Genomic DNA, 19,947 nt, shown 5'->3' with positions numbered 1-19,947 from the left:
TCGTGCCTCGTACCGTCAGGGACGTCGTCTTCGTCGACGGCGTCCGCACCCCGTTCGGCAAGGCGGGCCCGAAGGGCATTTACCACGAGACCCGCGCCGACGACCTGGTCGTCAAGGCGATCCGGGAGCTGCTGCGCCGCAACCCCGGGCTCGACCCGAAGAAGGTCGACGAGGTCGCCGTCGCCGCCACCACGCAGGTCGGTGACCAGGGACTGACCATCGGCCGGATGGCGGGCATCCTGGCCGGACTGCCGCAGTCGGTGCCCGGGTACGCCATCGACCGGATGTGCGCGGGCGCGCTGACCGCCGTCACCACGGTCGCCGGATCGGTCGCCTTCGGGGCGTACGACGTCGCCATCGCCGGCGGTGTCGAGCACATGGGCCGGCACCCGATGGGCGAGGGCGCGGACCCCAACCCGCGGTTCGTCTCGGAGAAGCTGGTCGACGAGTCCGCCCTGTTCATGGGCATGACCGCGGAGAACCTGCACGACCGCTACCCGAGCATCACCAAGCAGCGGGCCGACGAGTACGCGGTGCGCTCGCAGGAGAAGGCCGCCAAGGCGTACGCCAACGGCAGGATCCAGGCCGACCTGGTGCCGGTCTCGGTGCGCCGGACCAACCCGGAGGTCGGCGAGACCGGCTGGGGCCTGGTCACCGCCGACGAGCCGATGCGGCCGGGGACCACGCTGGAGAACCTGGCGAACCTGAAGACGCCGTTCCGGGTGCACGGCCGGGTCACCGCGGGCAACGCGGCCGGTCTGAACGACGGCGCCACCGCCTCGATCATCGCCTCCGAGGAGTTCGCCCGGGAGAACGGCCTGCCGGTCAAGATGCGGCTGGTCGCCTACTCCTTCGCGGGTGTCGAGCCCGAGGTGATGGGTTACGGCCCGATCCCGGCGACCGAGAAGGCCCTGAAGCAGGCCGGTCTGTCGATCGACGACATCGGGCTGTTCGAGATCAACGAGGCGTTCGCCGTCCAGGTGCTCGCCTTCCTGGAGCACTACGGCATCGCGGACGACGACGCGCGCGTCAACCAGTACGGCGGCGCCATCGCCTTCGGGCACCCGCTGGCCTCCTCCGGGGTCCGGCTGATGACGCAGCTGGCCCGGCAGTTCGAGGAGCAGCCGCAGGTCCGCTACGGCCTGACCACCATGTGCGTCGGCTTCGGCATGGGCGCGACGGTCATCTGGGAGAACCCGCACTTCGAGGGGGACAAGTGAGCACCACCGCTGAGCTGCTGAAGGGTGCGGCCGAGCTGTTCCCCGGCGAGGTCGTCACGCAGGCACACGTACGTCATTTCGACCTCCCCCTCGGTGCCGGGCGCTTCGCTCTCATCACCCTGGACAACGGCCTGGACCACACCAAGCCGACCACGCTCGGCCCGCAGTCGCTGGCCAACATCGACGCGGCGATCGACCAGGTCGAGAAGGAGGCCGCCGACGGTGAGATCACCGGCGTCGGCGTCACCGGCAAGCCGTTCATCTTCGCGGTCGGCGCCGACCTCAAGGGCGTCGAGCTGCTGAAGCGGCACGAGGACGCGGTCGCCATCGGCAAGGGCGGCCACGACGTCTTCAAGCGGCTGTCGAAGCTCGCCGTGCCGACGTTCGCGTACTACAACGGCGCCGCGATGGGCGGCGGCGTGGAGATCGGCCTGCACTGCGCGTACCGCACGGTGTCGGCCGCCGTCCCGGCGTTCTCGCTGCCCGAGGTCTTCCTCGGCCTGGTGCCCGGCTGGGGCGGCTGCACGCTGCTGCCGAACCTGATCGGCGCCGACCAGGCCGTCTCGGTCATCATCGAGAACAGCCTGAACCAGAACCGGCAGCTCAAGGGCAAGCAGGTCTACGAGCTCGGCATCGCGGACGCGATCTTCGAGGGCGCCGACTTCCTGGAGCAGTCGCTGACCTGGACGGCGGCCGTCCTCAAGGGCGAGATCGCGGTGGAGCGGCCGGTCATCGACCGCGGCGAGGGCTGGGACCAGGCCGTCGCGCGCGGCCGGTCCGTCGCCGACGCCAAGGTGCACGGCGCGGCCCCGGCCGCCTACCGCGCCCTGGACATCATCGCCGCCGCCAAGAACGGCGACCTCCAGGCCGGTTACGACGCCGAGGACCAGGCTCTCGCGGACCTGATCATGAGCGGGGAACTGCGCGCGGGCCTGTACGCGTTCAACCTCGTCCAGAAGCGCGCCAAGCGCCCGGCGGGCGCCCCGGACAAGAACCTGGCCCGTCCGGTCACCAAGGTCGGTGTGGTCGGCGCCGGTCTGATGGCCTCGCAGCTCGCGCTGCTGTTCCTGCGCCGCCTGGAGGTGCCGGTCGTGCTGACCGACATCGACCAGGAGCGGGTCGACAAGGGTGTGGGCTACGTCCACGCCGAGATCGACAAGCTGCTCGGCAAGGGCCGGATCAACCAGGACAAGGCCAACCGGCTCAAGGCCCTGGTCACCGGTGTGCTGGACAAGGCCGAGGGCTTCGCGGACGCCGACTTCGTCATCGAGGCGGTGTTCGAGGAGATCGGCGTCAAGCAGCAGGTGTTCGCCGAGGTGGAGGCGGTGGCGCCGGCGCACGCGATCCTCGCCACCAACACCTCCTCGCTCTCCGTCTCCGAGATGGCGTCGAAGCTGAAGCACCCCGAGCGGGTCGTCGGCTTCCACTTCTTCAACCCGGTCGCGATCCTCCCGCTGCTGGAGATCGTCCGCGGCGAGCAGACCGACGACGCCTCGCTGGCGACGGCGTTCGCGGTGGCCAGGAAGCTGAAGAAGACGGCCGTGCTGGTCAAGGACGCCCCGGCGTTCGTCGTGAACCGCATCCTGACCCGCTTCATGGGCGAGATCCAGAACGTCATCGACGAGGGCACCCCGGTCGAGGTCGCCGAGCAGGCGGTCGAGCCGCTCGGCCTGCCGATGTCCCCGCTGGTCCTCCTGGAACTGGTCGGCCCGGCGATCGGCCTGCACGTCTCCCAGACGCTCAACAAGGCGTTCCCGGACCGCTTCACCGTCTCCCCCAACCTCAAGGCGGTCGTCGAGGCGGGCAAGCGCGGCTTCTACGTCTACGACAGCGGCAGGCCCGAGCTGGACCCGGAGGTCGCCGCGCTGCTCAAGCAGGGCGAGACCGTGCTGACCGAGGAGCAGGTCCGGGACCGGGTCCTGGACGCGGTCGCCCAGGAGATCGGGCTGATGCTCGACGAGGGCGTGGTCGCCGAGGCCCAGGACATCGACCTGTGCCTGATCACCGGTGCCGGCTGGCCCTTCCACCTGGGCGGCGTCACGCCGTACCTGGACCGGGCGGGGGTCGCCGAGCGGGTGACCGGCAAGCCGTTCCTGGCACCGGGCGTGGCGAGCGTCCCGGCCTGACCGGCGCGGGCGTGCCGAGGGGCGTCCCCCTCGGCACGCCTGTTCAGAGCTTGCTCACCCGGGGATGGTCCGCCGTCGCCCCCCGGGTGTCGAACAGCAGCCGGGCGCGGTCGGCCAGCAGCGCCGGGTCGATCTCCCGGTGCGGCTGCAGCAGTACGGTCAGGTCGGCCACGCCGGCCGCGTCCAGGTAGTCGTCGGCCCGCTCGACCGGGACGCCGCCGACCGACCACCGCGCGACGTGCGGGTCGAAGTAGGACAGGGCGGCGCCCCGGGCCCGCAACCGCTCGGCCACCGCGCGGGCGGGGCTCTCCCGCTGGTCGGAGATGTCGGCCTTGTAGGTGACGCCGAGCAACAGCACCCGGGCGCCGCGCACCGCCCGGCCCGCGTCATTGAGCAACTCGGCGGCCCGGTCCACGACATGCACCGGCATCCGCTGGTTGATCTCCTGTGCCAGCTCCACGAACCGGAACGGGATGCCCAGCGAACGCACCTTGTAGGACAGGTAGTTGGGGTCGATCGGGATGCAGTGGCCGCCGACCCCGGGGCCGGGGTGGAAGGGCGCGAAGCCGAACGGCTTGGTGGCGGCGCAGCGGATCGCGTCCCACAGGTCGACGCCGATCTCGCGGCAGAACATCGACATCTCGTTGACCAGGGCGATGTTGACGTGCCGGTAGGTGTTCTCCAGCAGCTTCGCCATCTCGGCCTCGCGGGTGCCCTTGGCCTCCACCACCCGGGTCACGAACCGCTCGTACAGGGCGCGGGCGGTCTTGCTGCAGTCGGGGGTGACGCCGCCGACCACCTTGGGGGTGTTCTCCAGGCCGTAGGCGGGGTTGCCCGGGTCGATCCGCTCCGGGGAGAAGGCCAGGTGGAAGTCGACGCCGGCGCGCAGCCCGCCGGCCTCCAGAGCGGGCCGTACCACCTCCTCGGTGGTGCCGGGGTAGGTGGTGGACTCCAGCACCACCAGGGTGCCCGGCCGCAGGTGGGCGGCGATGTCGGCCACGGCCGCGCGGACCGCGCCGAGGTCCGGGGCGCCGTGCGCGGTGAGCGGGGTCGGTACGCAGATCACCACGGCACCGGCGCCGGCGATCACCTCGGGCTCGCGGACGGCCGTGAACCCCTGGGCGCGCATCTCCCGTACGTCGGCGTCGGAGATGTCGTCCACGTGCGAGCGGCCGGCGTTCAGTCCCGCGACCACGCCCGCGCGCCGGTCGAGGCCGGCCACCCGCAGCCCGGCCGCGGTGGCCGCGCGGGCCAGCGGCAGCCCGACGTAGCCGAGTCCGATGACGACCAGGTCCGTACTCATCAACCACGCCCCGAAGAGTGCGACAAACGGGATATATGGCATGAACTGTACGGTTGGTCCAGCCGTAACCCGGGCCCCTTTGTCCGCGTGTCCCCCGGGTGTCAGACCTGCTGCCAGGCCGTCAGCGCGAGCCCCGGCTCGTCCTTGCGGCGGGTCAGCAGCAGCCGCCCGCCGGACGGGGAGAGGGTCACCGCGACCACCCGGTCCGTCTCGTCCACGGCGAGGGCGAGTCCGGCGTCGTCGGCGAGCGCCGGCCCGGACTCGGCCCACCAGGCACCCGCCGCCTCCCGCTCGGTCGGATACGCCGCGAAGGCCACCCGCCCGCCGGCCGACCGCTGCCCCAGCAGCGTGCAGTCGTGCCCCTCGATGACACAGCGCACGGCGGCGACCGGGCCGGGCCCCGCGGCGGCGACCAGCGCGACGGGCGTCCCGCCGGGCCGCCAGGCGCACAGGTCACCGGAGGAGTCGTCGGTGAAGAACAGGGTGGTGTGCCCGGCGGAGGTGGCCAGCGCCCGGAGCGTGCCGGGCCGGACGGCCGCTTCGACGCTCGCGCCGAGGACCGGCCGCGCGCCGGGCTTCTCCTGCCGCCAGTGCAGCAGTACGCCGTCGGCGGCGGCGTACGCCTCGACCAGTCCGGACTCCCCCGGGACGGCGGCGGGTGCCTCCTGGAGCCCCGCGCCGCCGAGCTCCCGCCAGGGCTCCCAGCCGCCCTTCTCCTGCTGGATCCGCACGCTCATCCCGCCGGCCGCGTTCCGGACGAAGAGGTGGGCGCGGCCCTGTGCGTCGACCGCGACGGCGGGCGTGCCGGTGCGGGCGCCCTTCTGGTCCGGGTGGCCGACCGGGCTCCAGTCCAGCGGGGCGAGCCGGGGCCGGTAGTGGGTGGAGTGCACCAGGCCGGACTGGCCCCGGCCGGTGGGCCGCCACGCGACCAGATGGGCGTACCGGTCCGCGCCGACGCCGACCGCGAGGCCGGGGCGCAGCTTCTGGTCGCCGCCGATCCGGCGCGGCGCCTCCCAGGGACCGTCGGGCCCCAGCTCGGCCCGGCACAGGACCGCGTCGCCGGCCGGCAGATAGACGCAGAGGCGGCCGTCACGGCCGCGCAGGAGCCAGTCGCCGTTCACCAGTTCACTTTATGCGGCGCCGTTCGCACCTCGCCGTGCGACCCTGGCGGAATGGACGACAACGCCCCGCTGCTCGTGATCGTCGACGCCGCGAACGTGGTCGGGTCGGTGCCCGACGGCTGGTGGCGGGACCGGCGCGGCGCCGCCGAGCGGCTGCGCGACCGGCTGGCGGCGGACGGGGTACCGGGCCGTCCCGGCCCGCTGGAACTCGTCCTGGTCGTCGAGGGCGCGGCCCGCGGCGTGGCTTCCGTGCCCGGCGTGGCGGTGACGGACGCGCCCGGCAGCGGCGACGACCACATGGTCGACCTGGTGGCGCGGGCCGGTGACCGCCCCGTCCTGGTGGTCACGGCGGACCGGGAACTGCGGCGCCGGGTGGCGGAGTTGGGCGCCGAGGTGGCGGGGCCGCGGACGGTACGGCCGGCGGGCTGAGCCGCCGGCCGCTCATCGCACCCTGACGTACAGCACCGCCCCGTCGACCGTCTCCCGCTCCGCGTACCGGGCCGCCAGCAGCCGCCGCAGGGCCGGTAGCCGCCGCGGTGCGTACGGGGCGCCCCGGGAGTCGTCCACGATCAGGGCGGGCGGGTGGGCGGTGGTCGCGCGGTGGAAGGCGGTCCAGGCGCCCGGGACGGCGTACTGTGCGCCGACCCGGGAACCGGAGCGGCCGCCGCTGTAGTTGGTCAGGAGACCGGCGGTGAGGTAGCGGGTGGCGGGGGTGCGGCCGGCGAGCCAGTACGTCTCCGGGTGCATGCCCCAGACCAGGACGCGGTCCTCGGGGGCGGTGCTGCGGGCGACGGCGTCGGCCAGCCGCCGGGAGTGGTCGAGCCAGCCGCGCGGGGCGAGCAGGCCCCAGGTGAGGAAGAGCGTGCAGCAGCAGGCCGTGGCGAGCAGGGTGCGGGCGGTGCGGGCGGGCGGCAGGGTGCTGAGCGCGGCCGTCGCCAGCAGGGTCAGCGGCGGCAGCAGCTGGAGGTAGTAGTGGCCGAAGAAGTGCAGGCCGGTGCCGACCGCGGCGGCCGACGCGGCGAGCCACAGCCAGAGGTCGGCGCGGCCCGGCGTGCGATGCCGCAGCAGCGGCGGCAGGGCGGCGCAGGCGACGGCGAGGACGGCCGCGTTGCCCAGGGCGCGCAGGACGACGTGCGTCCAGGAGCCGGAGAAGGACGCGTAGGCGGCCGAGCCGGTGACGGTCCAGAAGAGGAAGCCGGCCGGGTCGGTGGCCAGGGCGGCGGCCAGGACGGGGAGCAGAGCCCCGGCGGCCAGCCGGAGCAGCGGGCCGCGGTGGGCGCCGCACAGCCACAGCACCGGCAGCAGCACCGCCGCGCCGGTCTGCTTGGCCAGGAAGGCGCAGCCGACGGCGGCACCGGCGGCACCCCAGCGGCGGCGGTCGGCGCACCACAGGGCGGCGGCCGTGCCCGGCAGTATGAAGATCTCGAAGGTCGCGGCCTGGGCGTCCTCGGGGTTGAGGCCGACGGAGAGCAGGAGGTACAGGACCCCGGCGGTGCGTCCGGACCGGTCGCCCCAGCGGCGGCGGGCCAGCGCGGCGAGCAGGGCGGCGGTGGCGAGCTGGGCGAGTACGGCCAGGACCCGGACCGCCGCCAGTGACTCGGCGCCGGTCAGCGCGAACGCGGCCTCGTACAGCCACGGCACCAGCGGCGGTTTGCGGTCGACCACCGTCTCGTAGAGCCGGCCGCCGGCCGCGAGCAGCCGGGCCTGTACGGCGAGGTAGCCCTCGTCGGGGTTCCACAGCGGGCGGGCGAAGGACGGGACGCGGGTGACGCAGGCCAGGAGCGCCAGCGGGGGGAGCAGGCGGGTCCAGTAGCCGGTTCCGGTGCGTGGTGCGGAAACGGGGGCCAGGGTGCGCATAGCGGCACATTATGGCCCCGCGCGGCTACCGGTTGCCGCTCTCCGCCTCGCCGCGGGCCAGCCTGCTGTGGGTGCGGCCGTAGAGGAAGTAGACGACCGCGCCGAGCGCCATCCAGATGGCGAACCGCAGCCAGGTCTCGGCGGGCAGGTTGAGCATCAGCCACAGCGAGGCCGCCACGGACACGATGGGCAGCACCGGCACCAGCGGGGTGCGGAAGGCGCGGGGCAGGTCGGGGCGGGTACGGCGCAGGATGACCACGCCGAGGGCGACCACCACGAAGGCGAAGAGGGTGCCGATGTTCACCAGCTCGGCCAGTTCGCTCAGGGAGGTGAAGCCCGCGACGATCGCGATGACGACACCGAGCAGGATGGTCGGACGGTACGGGGTCTTGAACCTGGGGTGGACCCGGGAGAAGAAGCGGGGCAGCAGGCCGTCGCGGCTCATCGCGAAGAAGACCCGGGTCTGGCCGAGCAGCAGGATCATGCAGACGGTGGTCAGGCCGACCGCCGCGCCGAAGCTGATCACGCCGGAGAAGAAGGGGTGTCCGGTGGCCTTGAAGGCGTCGGCGAGCGGGGCGTCGATCGACAGCTCGCTGTAGTGCTGCATGCCGGTGACCACGATGGACACGGCGACGTACAGGACGGTGCAGATGAGCAGCGAGCCGAGGATGCCGCGGGGCATGTCGCGCTGCGGGTTCCTGGTCTCCTCGGCGGCCGTGGCGACGACGTCGAAGCCGATGAAGGCGAAGAAGACGATGGACGCGGCGGTGAAGATGCCCATCACGCCGAAGTTGGCCGGTGCCCAGCCGAACATCAGCTGGATCAGCGGCGAGTGCAGGCCGCCGCCCGCCTCCACCGGCTGCGCCTTGGGGATGAACGGGTCGTAGTTGGCGCCCTTGACGAAGAACGCGCCGGCGATGATGACGATCAGGACGACGGCCACCTTGATGGCGACGACGACCGAGGTGATCCGCGCGGAGAGCTTCATGCCGAGGACCAGGATGGCGGTCAGCACCAGGACCAGGGCGGCGGAGAGGATGTCGAAGCCGAAGCCGTCGGCGCCGTCCCGGCCGCCGAGGTAGTCCGGGAACGTCCAGCCCGCGTTCTCCAGCAGTGAGCGGACGTACCCCGACCAGCCGACGGCCACCACCGCCGTGCCGAGCGCGAACTCCAGCACCAGGTCCCAGCCGATGATCCAGGCCGGCAGCTCGCCCAGCGAGGCGTAGGAGAAGGTGTACGCCGATCCGGCCACCGGCACCGTGGAGGCGAACTCGGCGTAGCACAGGGCCGCGAGCGCGCAGACCACGCCGGCCACGACGAAGGCGAGCGCGGTGGCCGGGCCGGCGTTGTTCTTGGCGACCGTGCCGGTCAGCACGAAGATGCCGGTGCCGATGACGACGCCGACGCCGAAGACGGTCAGATCGAGCGCGGACAGCGATTTTCTGAGCGCGTGCTCGGGTTCCTCGGTGTCCTGGATGGACTGCTCGATCTTCTTCGTCCGGAAGAGGGTGCTGCTCACGGGACCTCCCACGCTTGTCGCCCTCGACATGATCGAGAGGGGGCGCGGTACGTGTGCCCCGGCGCGCGTGGATTCACGCAAACGGACCGGTGCCGCCACCGCATCGGGTGGCGGCACCGGTCCGTCGTGGCCGCTCGGGTGCGTCAGTCGCGGGCGGCTTCCACCGCTGCGGCGCCGGCCTGCTCGTACCGGCCGTCCAGCTTGGCGACCAGGCCGGTGACCTGGCGGGCGATGTCCGGCGCGGTCAGGCCGATCTCGGCGAGCACCTCGGCGCGGGAGGCGTGGTCGAGGAAGCGCGGCGGGATGCCGAAGTCGCGCAGCGGTACGTCGACGCCCGCGTCGCGCAGGGCCTGGGCGATCGTGGAGCCGACGCCGCCGACCCGGGAGTTGTCCTCCACGGTGACGACCACCCGGTGCCGCTCGGCGAGCGGGGCCAGGGCCTCGTCCACCGGCTTGACCCAGCGGGGGTCGACGACGGTGGTGGTGATGCCCTGCTGGTTCAGCAGGCCGGCGATCTCCAGGCACATCGGGGCGAGCGCGCCGACCGAGACCAGCAGCACGTCGGGCTTGTCGGTGCCGGGCTCGCGCAGCACATCCATGCCGCCGACCCGGCCGACAGCCGGTACGGCGGGGCCGACGGCGCCCTTGGAGAAGCGGACCACGGTCGGCGCGTCGTCGACGGCGACCGCCTCGCGCAACTGGGCGCGGACCTGGTCGGCGTCGCGCGGCGCGGCGAGCCGGAGGCCGGGGACGACCTGGAGGATCGACATGTCCCACATGCCGTTGTGCGAGGCGCCGTCGGTGCCGGTGATGCCGGCCCGGTCCAGCACGAAGGTCACGCCGCACTTGTGCAGGGCCACGTCCATCAGGACCTGGTCGAAGGCCCGGTTGAGGAAGGTGGCGTAGACGGCGAAGACCGGGTGCAGGCCGCCGTGGGCGAGGCCGGCCGCGGAGACGGCGGCGTGCTGCTCCGCGATGCCGACGTCGTACACCCGTTCGGGGAAGCGTTTGGCGAACTTGTCCAGGCCGACCGGCTGGAGCATCGCGGCGGTGATCGCGACGATGTCCGCGCGCTCCTCGCCGAGCTTGACCATCTCCGCGCCGAAGACGGAGGTCCAGTCGGCGCCGGAGGTGGCGATCGGCAGGCCGGTGTCGGGGTGGATCCTGCCGACGGCGTGGAAGCGGTCGGCCTCGTCGGCCAGGGCCGGCTGGTAGCCGCGGCCCTTCTCGGTGAGGCAGTGCACGATGACCGGGCCGCCGAACCGCTTGGCGCGGGTCAGCGCGGACTCCAGCGCCTCGATGTCGTGGCCGTCGATCGGGCCGACGTACTTCAGGCCGAGGTCCTCGAACATGCCCTGCGGGGCGATGAAGTCCTTCAGGCCCTTCTTGGCGCCGTGCAGGGTGTCGTAGAGCGGGCGGCCGACGACCGGGGTGCGCTCCAGGAGGTCCTTGCCGCGGGCCAGGAAGCGCTCGTAGCCGTCGGTGGTGCGCAGGGTGGCGAGGTGGTTGGCGAGGCCGCCGATGGTGGGCGCGTAGGAGCGTTCGTTGTCGTTGACGACGATGACCAGGGGGCGGTCCTTGGCGGCGGCGATGTTGTTCAGCGCCTCCCAGGCCATGCCGCCGGTCAGCGCGCCGTCGCCGATGACCGCGGCGACGTGCCGGTCCAGGCCCTGGATCTCGTTGGCCTTGGCGATGCCGTCGGCCCAGCCGAGCACGGTGGAGGCGTGGCTGTTCTCGATGACGTCGTGCTCGGACTCGGCCTGCGCCGGGTAGCCGGACAGGCCGCCCTTCATCTTCAGCTTGGCGAAGTCCTGCCGGCCGGTGAGCAGCTTGTGCACGTAGGACTGGTGGCCGGTGTCGAAGAGCACCTTGTCGCGGGGCGAGTCGAAGACGCGGTGCAGGGCGATGGTGAGCTCCACCACGCCGAGGTTCGGGCCGAGGTGGCCGCCGGTCTTGGAGACGGCGTCGACGAGGAAGGTCCGGATCTCCTCGGCCAGCCGGTCCAGCTCTTCCAGGCTGAGCCGGTCCAGATCGCGCGGTCCCCTGATGCGGGTCAGCAGCGGCACCCGTGCCTCCTTGCAGTAGAGCTGTTGCCGGGCCTGTCGAGTCTAATGTTCCGCTCCGGCGCTACGACTCCGGGCGGTGCGGCGTACGTCACGCGTTCGGCCCTACCCCGCACGCGCCCCACCTATGACACGGCTGTGCCCGCTACGGCTGTTCGTACCCGGCCACGGTCGCCTGCGGCAGCGGCCGGACCCGCCCCCCATGAAGAGCAACCCGAACCGGCCGGTGCCCCGCCCCGGACACGGCTGTGCCGGTAGCGCCGGCAGTACCCGGCACAGCTCGACGCAGCAGCGGGCGGGCGCGCCAAGACCCCTGCCCGCGAAGAGCACCCCACCCACCGCACCGGCCCCGCACACACCGCCGACCCGGCAGAACGGACCCGCCCAGCGGCACCCGGTCAGTGGCCCCGCCCCGGACGCGGCTGTGCCCGGTACCGCCATTGGTACCGGGCACAGGCTTGTGCAGAAGCGGTGGCGGCGTCAGGCGCGGCCGGCCGTCTTCTGGGTCTTGCGGGTCACCGCGTCGATGACGACCGTGGCCAGCAGCACGCCACCGGTGATCATGTACTGGACCGGGGAGGCGATGCCCTCCAGGGCCAGGCCGTACTGGATGGAGACGATGACCATCACACCGAGCAGCGCGTCCCAGGTGCGGCCGCGGCCGCCGAACAGGGAGGTGCCGCCGATCACGGCCGCGGCGATGACGTTCATCAGGAACTCACCGGTGCCCGCGCCCTGGTTGGCGGAGGCGATCTTCGAGGCGACGAACAGGCCGCCGATCGCGGCGAAGGTGCCGGCGATCGCGAAGACCGAGATCCGGATCAGCTCCACGTTGATGCCGGCCCGGCGGGACGCCTCGACGCTGCCGCCGAGCGCGAACACCTTGCGGCCGTAGGCGGTGCGGCGCAGCACGAAGTCGGTGAGCAGCAGGAACGCCAGGAAGACCACCACGGCCAGCGGCAGGCCCTTGTACTGGTTGAAGACGATCGCCACGATGAAGGCGAGCACCGCCAGCAGCACCGTGCGCACGATGATCTCGCTCAGCGGCCGGGACGGCACCCCGGCGGCCTCGCGGCGGCGGTTGCCGAAGAACGCGGAGAGGAAGTACCCCGCGGTCACCACGATCGCCAGCCCGTAGGCGGCGGCCACGTCACTGAAGTAGTAGCTGGTCAGATTGACGACGATGCCGTCGGGGTCCAGGTTGATGGTGCCGTTGTCACCGAGGATGCGGAGCATGAAGCCCTGCCAGAACAGCAGGCCGGCCAGGGTGACGGCGAACGCCGGGACGCCGATGCGGGCGAAGACGAAGCCGTGGATCGCGCCGGCCGCCGTGCCGGTCAGGATCGACAGCACCAGGGCCAGGATCTCGTTCATGCCGTGGGTGACGTTCATCACCGCGAAGGCGGCGCCCGCCACACCGCTGACCGAGCCGACCGACAGGTCGATCTCGCCGAGCAGCAGCACGAAGACGATACCGACGGCGATCATGCCGGTGCCGACCATGGCGACCGACATGTCGGAGAAGTTGCCGGCGGTGAGGAAGTTGGAGTTCAGGCTGGTGAAGATGATCCAGATGACCAGCAGACCGACGACGACCGGTATGGACCCGAGGTCACCGGCCTTCATCTTGCGCTTGAACTCGCCGAGGTAGCCCGCGAAGCCCTGTTCGCGCACCAGCAGGCGGGGGTCGACCGCGGGGACCGCCGCGGCGGCGGTCTTCTCCGCCGGCTCGGTGGCCGGGGCGGGGGTCTTGTCGATGCTCACTTCTGGATCTCCCCATTGGTGCGCGCCGCACGACGGGTCACGGCGTTGTCCGTGGCGCCGGTGATGGCGGAGATGATCTCTTCCTGGGAGGTCGACTTGACCTCGAAGATGCCGTTGTTGCGGCCGAGCCGCAGCACCGCGACCTTGTCCGCGACCGCCTTCACATCGGCCATGTTGTGGCTGATGAGGATGACGGCGTGGCCGCGCTCGCGCAGCCGCTCGACCAGGTCGAGGACCTGCGCGGTCTGCTCCACGCCGAGGGCCGCGGTGGGCTCGTCGAGGATGACCAGCTTGGGCTCGCCGAGCATGGAGCGGGCGATCGCCACCACCTGGCGCTGACCGCCGGAGAGCGAGGCGATCGGGATGCGGACGCTGGGGATGCGGATGGAGAGGGTGTCCAGCAGCTCACGGCTGCGGCGCTCCATCTCCACCTCGTCCAGGACGCCGCGCTTGCGGATCTCCCGGCCGAGGTACAGGTTGCCGACGACATCGATGTTGTCGCACAGCGCGAGGTCCTGGTACACGGTCGCGATGCCCAGGCTCTGGGCGTCGTGCGGCCGGTTGATGGTGACGGCCTTGCCGTCCCACTCGATGGCGCCCTCGTCGATGGGGTGCACGCCGGCGATCGTCTTGACCAGCGTGGACTTTCCGGCGCCGTTGTCGCCCACCAGGGCGACCACTTCACCGGCGTGGACCTCAAGCTCTACGTCGGTGAGCGCCTGGACGGCACCGAACCGCTTGGAGACCCCGCGCAACGCCAGCACGGGCGTAGCGGACACAAGAACCAACTCCTTCGCCGCCTGACCCGGCGGGAGGTTGTGCAGAAGATTTTGGGGGGTGGCGGGAGATACCCGCGGGTGGTCCGTCCGGCGCCCCGCCTAGCTTGCGGGGCTGATGAGTGCGGGGCGCCGGAGGATCTGGGGCAGCCGGTCCCGTGCGCGTGTCACGCGGTACGGGGCGGGGCCGCTTAGCTCAGGCCGGCCGACTTGCAGGCCGAGGCGTACTTGCCGGCGCAGATCTCGTCGACCGTGTAATAGCCTTCCTTCACCACGGTGTCCTTGATGTTGTCCTTGGTCAGCGAGACGACCGGGACGAGAACGGTGGGGACGTCCTTGGTGGTGGCGCTGCTGGCCTTGCTGGTGGCGATGGAGTCGAGCGACTCGCCCTTGGCGAGGGCGACGGCCATCTCACCCGCGGTGGCCGCCTCCTGCGGGTAGGACTTGTAGACGCTCATGTACTGCTCGCCGGTGAGGATCCGCTGCACGCCGTTGAGCTCGGCGTCCTGGCCGGTGACCGGCACATCGTCGATGCCGGCCGCCTTCAGGGCGGTGATGATGCCGCCCGCCATGCCGTCGTTGGCCGAGTAGACGCCGATGATCTTGTCCTTGCCCAGGGCGGAGATGGCGCCCTCCATGTTGGCGTTGGCGTTCTCCGGCTTCCACTCCTTGGTGTCGTAGGAGCGGCCGATGTTCACCTTGCCCTTGAGGACGGACAGCGCGCCCTCCTTGAACTGGGCGGCGTTCGGGTCCGTGGAGGAACCGTTCATCATGACGATCTGGCCGTCCTTGGCCTTGTCGCCCAGCGCCTCCAGGAGCGCCTCGCCCTGGGTCTTGCCGACGGTCACGTTGTCGAACGAGGTGTAGGCGTCGATCGGGCCCTCGGCCAGGCGGTCGTAGGCGACGACCGGGATGCCGGCCTGCTTGGCCTTGGTGATCGAACCCGAGATGGCCTTGGAGTCCACCGCGTCCACGATGAGCACGTCGACCTTGTTGGTCACCATGGTGTCGACCTGCTGCGCCTGCTGGCTGGCGTCCTGCTTGGCGTTGGCGTAGATGACCTCGCCCTTGTTGTTCGTGAGCTCCTTGACCTTCTTCTCGATCAAGGGCTTGTCGAACTTCTCGTACCGAGCGGTCTGGTTCTCCGGCAGGAGCAGGCCGACCTTGATGGCGTCGCCCTTCGAGCTGCTGGACTCCTTCGAGTCGGCGTTGTCGCCGGACTCCTTGGCGCTGCCACAGGCGGCGAGCGAAACGGCCATCGCGGTGGCGGCTACGGCAACGGCGGCACGACGCATACGCGTGTTCACTTCAGAAACCTCCCTGACGAGGCCGCGTCGTTGCGGCCGAGGTGGCTGGAAGTCAACTCGGCCACACGTGCGACGTCAAGAAGTAAATCCTTAACGAGATGGCAACGGTGCCATCCGTTCTCTAAGTGAAGACGGGGGTGGCAGCGGGCAGAGTGCCGGCCGCGCTTCCGTCCAGAAGGGTCGAATCGCCCATCTCGCTCAATGCCAGGGCGAGGGCGCCCAGCACCTCGGCCCGGCCGCCAAGTGCCCCGGGAAGTACCGAGAGTTGACGTCCGGCGCTGGGGATGGCGTAGCGCCCCACGGACTCCCGGATGGGGCCCAGGACCAGCTCGCCCGCCTCGGCCAGATCGCCGCCCAGGACGACCCGGCTGGGGTTCAGCAGATTGCACAGGTTGGCGACCCCGCTGCCGATGTGCCGGCCTACGTCGGCCACCACCCGGCGGCAGCCCGGGTCGCCGTCCCGGGCCATCCGTACCACGCCCTCCATGGTCAGATCGGTGCCGTGACTCGATCTGAGCAGCGGCAGCACGTACCGCGCGGCGGTGAAGGTCTCCAGGCAGCCGCGGTTGCCGCAGCGGCAGACCGGGCCGGACTCGTCGAGGGTGATGTGCCCGATCTCACCCGCCGTGCCGCCGGGTCCCCGGTAGATCTTGCCGTCGATCACCAGCCCGGCGCCGACGCCGCTGGCGACCTTGATGTACGCCAGGTCCCGCACCCCCCGGCCGCTGCCCCAGACCAGCTCGCCGAGGGCGCCGAGGTTGGCGTCGTTGTCCACGTGCACGGGCACGCCGAGCCGCCCCCGCAGCTCCTCGGCGGGCCGGGTGCCGCTCCAGCCGGGCAGGATCGCGGTCGAGCCGAGCGTGCCGGACTCCACGTCGATCGGGCCGGGTACGCCGAGGCCCACCCCGGCGATCTTGCTCCGGTCCACCCCGGTCGCCACGATCAGCCGGCTGACCAGCTGCTCGGCCCGGTCGAAGCCCTGCGCCGAGGACGCGTCCACGTCCAGCGGCTCGGACTCCTCGGCCAGCACCTGGTGGGCGAGGTTGCCGACGGCGACCCGCAGGTGGGTGTGGCCGAAGTCGACGCCGATGACGATGCCGGCGTCCCCGCTCAGCGAGACGCTGCGGGCCCGCCGGCCGCCCGCCGAGGTGGGCGTGACCTCGACCGTCCCGCCGTCCTTCAGTTCCCGGACGATGTTGGAGACCGTGGCCGCGGACAGCCCTGTGGTCCTCGCGATCTCCGCCTGCGTGAGCGACCCGGCCAGTCGTACCGCTCGTACGACCCTCTCCAGGTTGGCTCGGTGCAGCGACGACTGCGACCCCGGAGTCTCCACGACGACCTCCTGCGCGCGGGACCGCAGCGATGAGGCCCCGTCCATGTCCAACTAGTGAACTCTAAGCTGAGCTGTTCGGGTCGCCTCCCGTCAAGAGGTTGAACCGCATCCGGGTAACCGGCGGGCATACGGACGGGCCGCCCCCGGCCGGTCCGGGGGCGGCTGACAGGACTGCTCGCGGGTTACTTCAGGGCCCCCGCCGTCAGTCCCTGCACCACCTGCCGCTGGAAGAGGATGTACGCCGCCAGCACCGGCAGCATCGCCATCACCAGGCCCGCGAACAGACCCGACCAGTCGCCCTTGTACCCCTGGCTGACCGCGAGCTGCACCAGGCCCTGGGTCAGGACGTGCTTGTCCGGGTCGGTGTTCAGCACGGTCGGCAGCATGTACTGGTTCCACTGCCCCAGGAAGTTGAAGATGCCGACGCTGATCAGGCCCGGCTTGGCCATCGGCAGCATGACCTGGAAGAACGTCCGGGTGTGCGAGGCCCCGTCGACGAACGCCGCCTCCGCCACCGAGGTCGGCAAGGTGCGGAAGAACGCGGTCAGGAAGAACACCGTGAACGGCAGCGAGTAGGCGATGTAGACCAGGATCAACCCGTGGATGGTGTTCAGCAGCCCCATGTTGTCCACCACGTAGAACAGCGGGACCAGGGCGAGCATGATGGGGAAGCTCATGCCGCCGACGAACAGGAAGTAGATGAACCGGTTGCCGGGAAAGTCGAACCGGGCCAGCACATAGGCGGCCATCGAGCCGAGCACCAGGGTACCGACCAGCGAACCGCCCACCACCAGAACGGTGTTGAGGAAGTAGTCGCTCATGTGAGCCTGGGTCCAGGCCCGCGACCAGTTGTCGAAGTGCAGGGTGTCCGGCAGCGACCAGGGCGAACCGAAGATCGAGGCGTCGTCCTTGAAGGACGTCATCACCGCCCACAGCAGCGGCAGCACCACCATGATCGCCCAGATGACGAGGATGCCGTGGGAGAAGGCGTTGAGGGCCCCCTCCTTGGCGCCCTCCTTCTTCCCTTCTCGCGCGGCGGGGGCGGGAGTGTCGGTCGTCTTCATGCGTTCAGTACTCCAGCCGCTCGCGCCGGCCCAGCCGCATCACCACGGCCGCGAAGGCCAGGGTGACCACGAGCAGGGCGACGCCGATGGTGGTGGCGTAGGCGGCCTGACCGTCCCGGAACGCCTTCTGGTACACGTACAGGACCAGCACGGTGGTCGAGTAGTCCGGACCGCCGGGTCCGACCGTCATGATCTGTACGACGGCGAAGGACTCGGCGCCGAGCGCGAGGATGCCCATGTAGACCCAGCCGGACTGCACGGTGTCCCACAGCAGCGGCAGGGTCACCCGGGAGAACGTGGTGAAGCGGGTGGCCCCGTCCAGCAGCGCGGCCTCGTACAGCTCCGCCGGGATGGAGGCCATGCCGGCCGAGAAGAGGACCACGAAGAAGCCGACCGTGGACCAGACCAGTACCGCCATCACGGCCCACAGCGCCAGGTTCGGGTCGCCCAGCCACAGCGGCTGGAGACCGTCGAGCCCCACCCCGCGCAGCAGCGAGTTGATCGCGCCGCTGTCCGGGTTGTACGCGAACTGGAACAGCAGCGCGACGATCGCGATGGACAGCACCTGCGGGAAGAAGTAGACGATCTTGTAGAAGGCGGAGCCGCGGACACCGGTGATCACCGGGCCGCCCTTCCGCTTCCGGCCGCCCACGTTGATCATGAAGGACAGGAACAGCGCGAGGCCGAGCGTCACCAGGGGGACCAGCAGCGCGAAGAGCACGCTGTGCCACAGCGACTTCCAGAAGACGTCGTCGTCGAGCAGCCGGGAGTAATTGTCGAAGCCGACCATCTTGAACTCGGGACTCAGCCCGGTCCAGTCGGTGAACGAGTAGTAGATGGACTGGACGAACGGCCAGATGACGAAGAGTGCGTAGATTCCCAGCGGCAGCGCCAGGAATCCCACGATGAACCGGTACTTGCCGTGCTGCATTGCCTACTCGACCCCGCTCCGGCGTCCTACTGGTGCTTGTAGTGCTCGATCGACGAGTCCTTGGCCGCGTCGTCGGCGTAGCCCTGGATCTTCTTGATGGCCTCGGCCGGGGTGAGCCGGCCGGCCATCATCTCGCCGAGCCCGCCGACGCCGATCTGCTCCTTCTGGAGTTTCACGTACCAGTCCTGCATACGCGGGTTGACCACGTTGTCGCCGGCCAGTTCCAGCGCGGCGACGCCCGATTTCAGCCCCGGGGTGAGTTCGATGCCGTCGGTGCCGCCGTCGAAGGCGGTCAGCGACTTCACCTTGGCGGTGAAGTTCTTCGAGGACGCCTCGCTGAGCATGACGCGCAGCTGCTCCATGCCGCCGGTGCCGTTCTTGGCCTTGGCGGGGACGATGAACGGCTCGCCGCCGGAGGCCCAGATGGTGCCGAACGGCAGTTTGTCGGAGTCGTCGAGCCCGGAGGGGGCGGAGACGGCGAGGTCGAAGTCGGCCGGGATGACGTTGGCCGACTCGTTCTCCACCCAGGAGCCGTTGGGCAGGAACAGGGCGTCGCCCTTGGCCCACGCGGTCTGCGACTGGATGTGGTCCAGGCCGGGGGTGCCCTTGAGGACGTATCCCTTCTGGTACAGCTCGTAGTACGCCTCGAAACACGCCTTGACGGCCGGGTGCTTCCAGGCGTTCGGCTCCAGGTTGTCGATGGCGTCCAGGACTTCGGTGCCGCCGACCTTGCCGATCATCGGGTAGAGCGAGAAGGGAAGGTAGTACGGGTACTTGCCCGCGTACGTCCAGCCCGCCATGCCCTTCTTCTTAGCCTTCGCGCAGACCGCGAGCATCTCGTCCCAGGTCTGCGGGTATTCGGCGTCCAGCGAGTCCAGTGCCTTCTGCGAATACCAGACGCCGTACACCGTGTAGGCGTAGTAGAAGATCCACACCTTTTCGCCGTTGAACTGGCCCATTTCCACGATGCCCGGGCGCAGGGTGTCGCGGACCTTCTTGTCCGGGTCGTCGTAGGAGGGCGCGTCGAGCAGCGGGGTGAGGTCAGCGAGCTGTTTCTTGCTGACCAGCACGCCCATGTCCATCTGTTCCGCACCGGAGTTGTCGATGAGGTCGGGCGGGGTGCCCTGGTTGAACCGGGGCTGGAGGGTGGACTGGATCTTCTGGGTGGCGGAGAACTTCACGGTCGCGTCGGGGAAGTTCTTCTCGTAGATCTTCACCGCGTCCTCGGCGTACTCCTTGCCGAAGCCGCCGTCGAAGAGGACGAATTCCAACTGGGCGCTGTTGTTGACGCCCAGCGGGTTCTTGGCGGTCTTCTCCCCCGCCGCCGCCTTGTCCTGGTCACCGCCGCCGCCACCGCTGGCGCAGGCGGACAGGAAACTCATCGTGGGGACGGCGATCAGGCCGAGCGCGGCGGACCGCTTGATCAGGTCGCGGCGGCCGACGCCCGCGGTGGTACCGGTGTGCTCGGCGGAAGTGGATCCCATGCTCAAGTCCTCGCCTTCTCCAGGACTCAGGCGGTGAACCGGATCCTTCCCGGCACCGCTGTCGGGTCTCGCTGGGTGG

General features: G+C 70.7%; 15 protein-coding genes. 3 read left to right on the top strand and 12 right to left on the bottom strand.

From position 1 onward, the window contains the following. The first annotated feature begins 2 nt into the window (after window positions 1-2). Together ACTT8P_RS13855 and ACTT8P_RS13850 are read left to right on the top strand one after the other, a co-directional pair. The gene (locus ACTT8P_RS13855; protein ID WP_442831916.1) at window positions 3-1,220 is read left to right on the top strand and encodes a thiolase family protein; all 1,218 of its coding nucleotides are present in this window, start codon (window positions 3-5) and stop codon (window positions 1,218-1,220) included. Beyond that, complete coding sequence (locus ACTT8P_RS13850; protein ID WP_442831915.1) at window positions 1,217-3,346, top strand: 3-hydroxyacyl-CoA dehydrogenase NAD-binding domain-containing protein; 2,130 nt, start codon at window positions 1,217-1,219, stop codon at window positions 3,344-3,346. The genes ACTT8P_RS13855 and ACTT8P_RS13850 overlap by 4 nt, the downstream gene beginning before the upstream one ends. Before the next feature lie 43 nt (window positions 3,347-3,389). On the opposite strand, the gene ACTT8P_RS13845 is transcribed toward ACTT8P_RS13850, so the two are convergent. Next, complete coding sequence (locus ACTT8P_RS13845; protein ID WP_442831914.1) at window positions 3,390-4,649, bottom strand: nucleotide sugar dehydrogenase; 1,260 nt, start codon at window positions 4,647-4,649, stop codon at window positions 3,390-3,392. A 101-nt stretch (window positions 4,650-4,750) separates the two neighbouring features. Beyond that, window positions 4,751-5,770, bottom strand: coding sequence for a hypothetical protein (locus ACTT8P_RS13840; RefSeq protein WP_442831913.1), 1,020 nt, complete (start codon window positions 5,768-5,770; stop codon window positions 4,751-4,753). A 51-nt stretch (window positions 5,771-5,821) separates the two neighbouring features. On the opposite strand from ACTT8P_RS13840, the gene ACTT8P_RS13835 reads away from it, so the two are divergent. Beyond that, the gene (locus tag ACTT8P_RS13835) at window positions 5,822-6,199 is read left to right on the top strand and encodes an NTP pyrophosphohydrolase (protein WP_442831912.1); all 378 of its coding nucleotides are present in this window, start codon (window positions 5,822-5,824) and stop codon (window positions 6,197-6,199) included. Between the two features lie 12 nt (window positions 6,200-6,211). On the opposite strand, the gene ACTT8P_RS13830 is transcribed toward ACTT8P_RS13835, so the two are convergent. The 10 genes from ACTT8P_RS13830 to ngcE form a co-directional block, all read right to left on the bottom strand. After that, a complete protein-coding gene (locus tag ACTT8P_RS13830) occupies window positions 6,212-7,627 on the bottom strand; it encodes a glycosyltransferase family 39 protein (protein ID WP_442831911.1) in 1,416 nt (471 codons plus the stop codon). Between the two features lie 25 nt (window positions 7,628-7,652). Further along, complete coding sequence (locus ACTT8P_RS13825; RefSeq protein WP_442831910.1) at window positions 7,653-9,146, bottom strand: amino acid permease; 1,494 nt, start codon at window positions 9,144-9,146, stop codon at window positions 7,653-7,655. A 143-nt stretch (window positions 9,147-9,289) separates the two neighbouring features. Then, window positions 9,290-11,212, bottom strand: a complete 1,923-nt coding sequence (dxs, locus tag ACTT8P_RS13820; RefSeq protein WP_442831909.1) for a 1-deoxy-D-xylulose-5-phosphate synthase — start codon at window positions 11,210-11,212, stop codon at window positions 9,290-9,292. A 477-nt stretch (window positions 11,213-11,689) separates the two neighbouring features. Continuing rightward, a complete protein-coding gene (locus ACTT8P_RS13815) occupies window positions 11,690-12,973 on the bottom strand; it encodes a sugar ABC transporter permease (RefSeq protein WP_442831908.1) in 1,284 nt (427 codons plus the stop codon). Then, window positions 12,970-13,761 carry an ATP-binding cassette domain-containing protein gene (locus tag ACTT8P_RS13810; RefSeq protein WP_361164387.1) on the bottom strand — a complete coding sequence of 264 codons (792 nt, stop codon included), beginning with the start codon at window positions 13,759-13,761 and terminating at the stop codon, window positions 12,970-12,972. The genes ACTT8P_RS13815 and ACTT8P_RS13810 overlap by 4 nt, the downstream gene beginning before the upstream one ends. Before the next feature lie 179 nt (window positions 13,762-13,940). Then, the gene (locus ACTT8P_RS13805) at window positions 13,941-15,044 is read right to left on the bottom strand and encodes an ABC transporter substrate-binding protein (RefSeq protein ID WP_442831930.1); all 1,104 of its coding nucleotides are present in this window, start codon (window positions 15,042-15,044) and stop codon (window positions 13,941-13,943) included. Between the two features lie 133 nt (window positions 15,045-15,177). Then, entirely contained in the window at window positions 15,178-16,389 is a 1,212-nt protein-coding gene (locus ACTT8P_RS13800; RefSeq protein WP_442831929.1) for an ROK family transcriptional regulator, read from the bottom strand. A 182-nt stretch (window positions 16,390-16,571) separates the two neighbouring features. Then, window positions 16,572-17,453: a carbohydrate ABC transporter permease gene (locus ACTT8P_RS13795; protein ID WP_442831907.1), complete on the bottom strand. Its 882-nt coding sequence runs from the start codon at window positions 17,451-17,453 to the stop codon at window positions 16,572-16,574. A 4-nt stretch (window positions 17,454-17,457) separates the two neighbouring features. Further along, window positions 17,458-18,384, bottom strand: coding sequence for a carbohydrate ABC transporter permease (locus ACTT8P_RS13790; protein ID WP_442831906.1), 927 nt, complete (start codon window positions 18,382-18,384; stop codon window positions 17,458-17,460). A 26-nt stretch (window positions 18,385-18,410) separates the two neighbouring features. Continuing rightward, complete coding sequence (gene ngcE / locus ACTT8P_RS13785) at window positions 18,411-19,868, bottom strand: N-acetylglucosamine/diacetylchitobiose ABC transporter substrate-binding protein (RefSeq protein WP_442831905.1); 1,458 nt, start codon at window positions 19,866-19,868, stop codon at window positions 18,411-18,413. Between the last annotated feature and the right edge of the window lie 79 nt (window positions 19,869-19,947).

The sequence above is a fragment of the Streptomyces sp. JW3 genome, assembly GCF_052216785.1.
Classification (GTDB): Bacteria; Actinomycetota; Actinomycetes; order Streptomycetales; family Streptomycetaceae; genus Streptomyces.
This window is presented reverse-complemented; position numbering and strand designations above follow the sequence as displayed.

What these genes read in the sequence shown, in the direction of transcription:
- ACTT8P_RS13845 (WP_442831914.1), bottom strand. Translation starts at nt 4,649, where the DNA reads ATGAGTACGGACCTGGTCGTCATCGGACTCGGCTACGTCGGGCTGCCG.
- ACTT8P_RS13835 (WP_442831912.1), top strand. Translation starts at nt 5,822, where the DNA reads ATGGACGACAACGCCCCGCTGCTCGTGATCGTCGACGCCGCGAACGTG.
- ACTT8P_RS13830 (WP_442831911.1), bottom strand. Translation starts at nt 7,627, where the DNA reads ATGCGCACCCTGGCCCCCGTTTCCGCACCACGCACCGGAACCGGCTAC.
- ACTT8P_RS13805 (WP_442831930.1), bottom strand. Translation starts at nt 15,044, where the DNA reads ATGCGTCGTGCCGCCGTTGCCGTAGCCGCCACCGCGATGGCCGTTTCG.
- ACTT8P_RS13795 (WP_442831907.1), bottom strand. Translation starts at nt 17,453, where the DNA reads ATGAAGACGACCGACACTCCCGCCCCCGCCGCGCGAGAAGGGAAGAAG.
- ACTT8P_RS13790 (WP_442831906.1), bottom strand. Translation starts at nt 18,384, where the DNA reads ATGCAGCACGGCAAGTACCGGTTCATCGTGGGATTCCTGGCGCTGCCG.
- ngcE (WP_442831905.1), bottom strand. Translation starts at nt 19,868, where the DNA reads ATGGGATCCACTTCCGCCGAGCACACCGGTACCACCGCGGGCGTCGGC.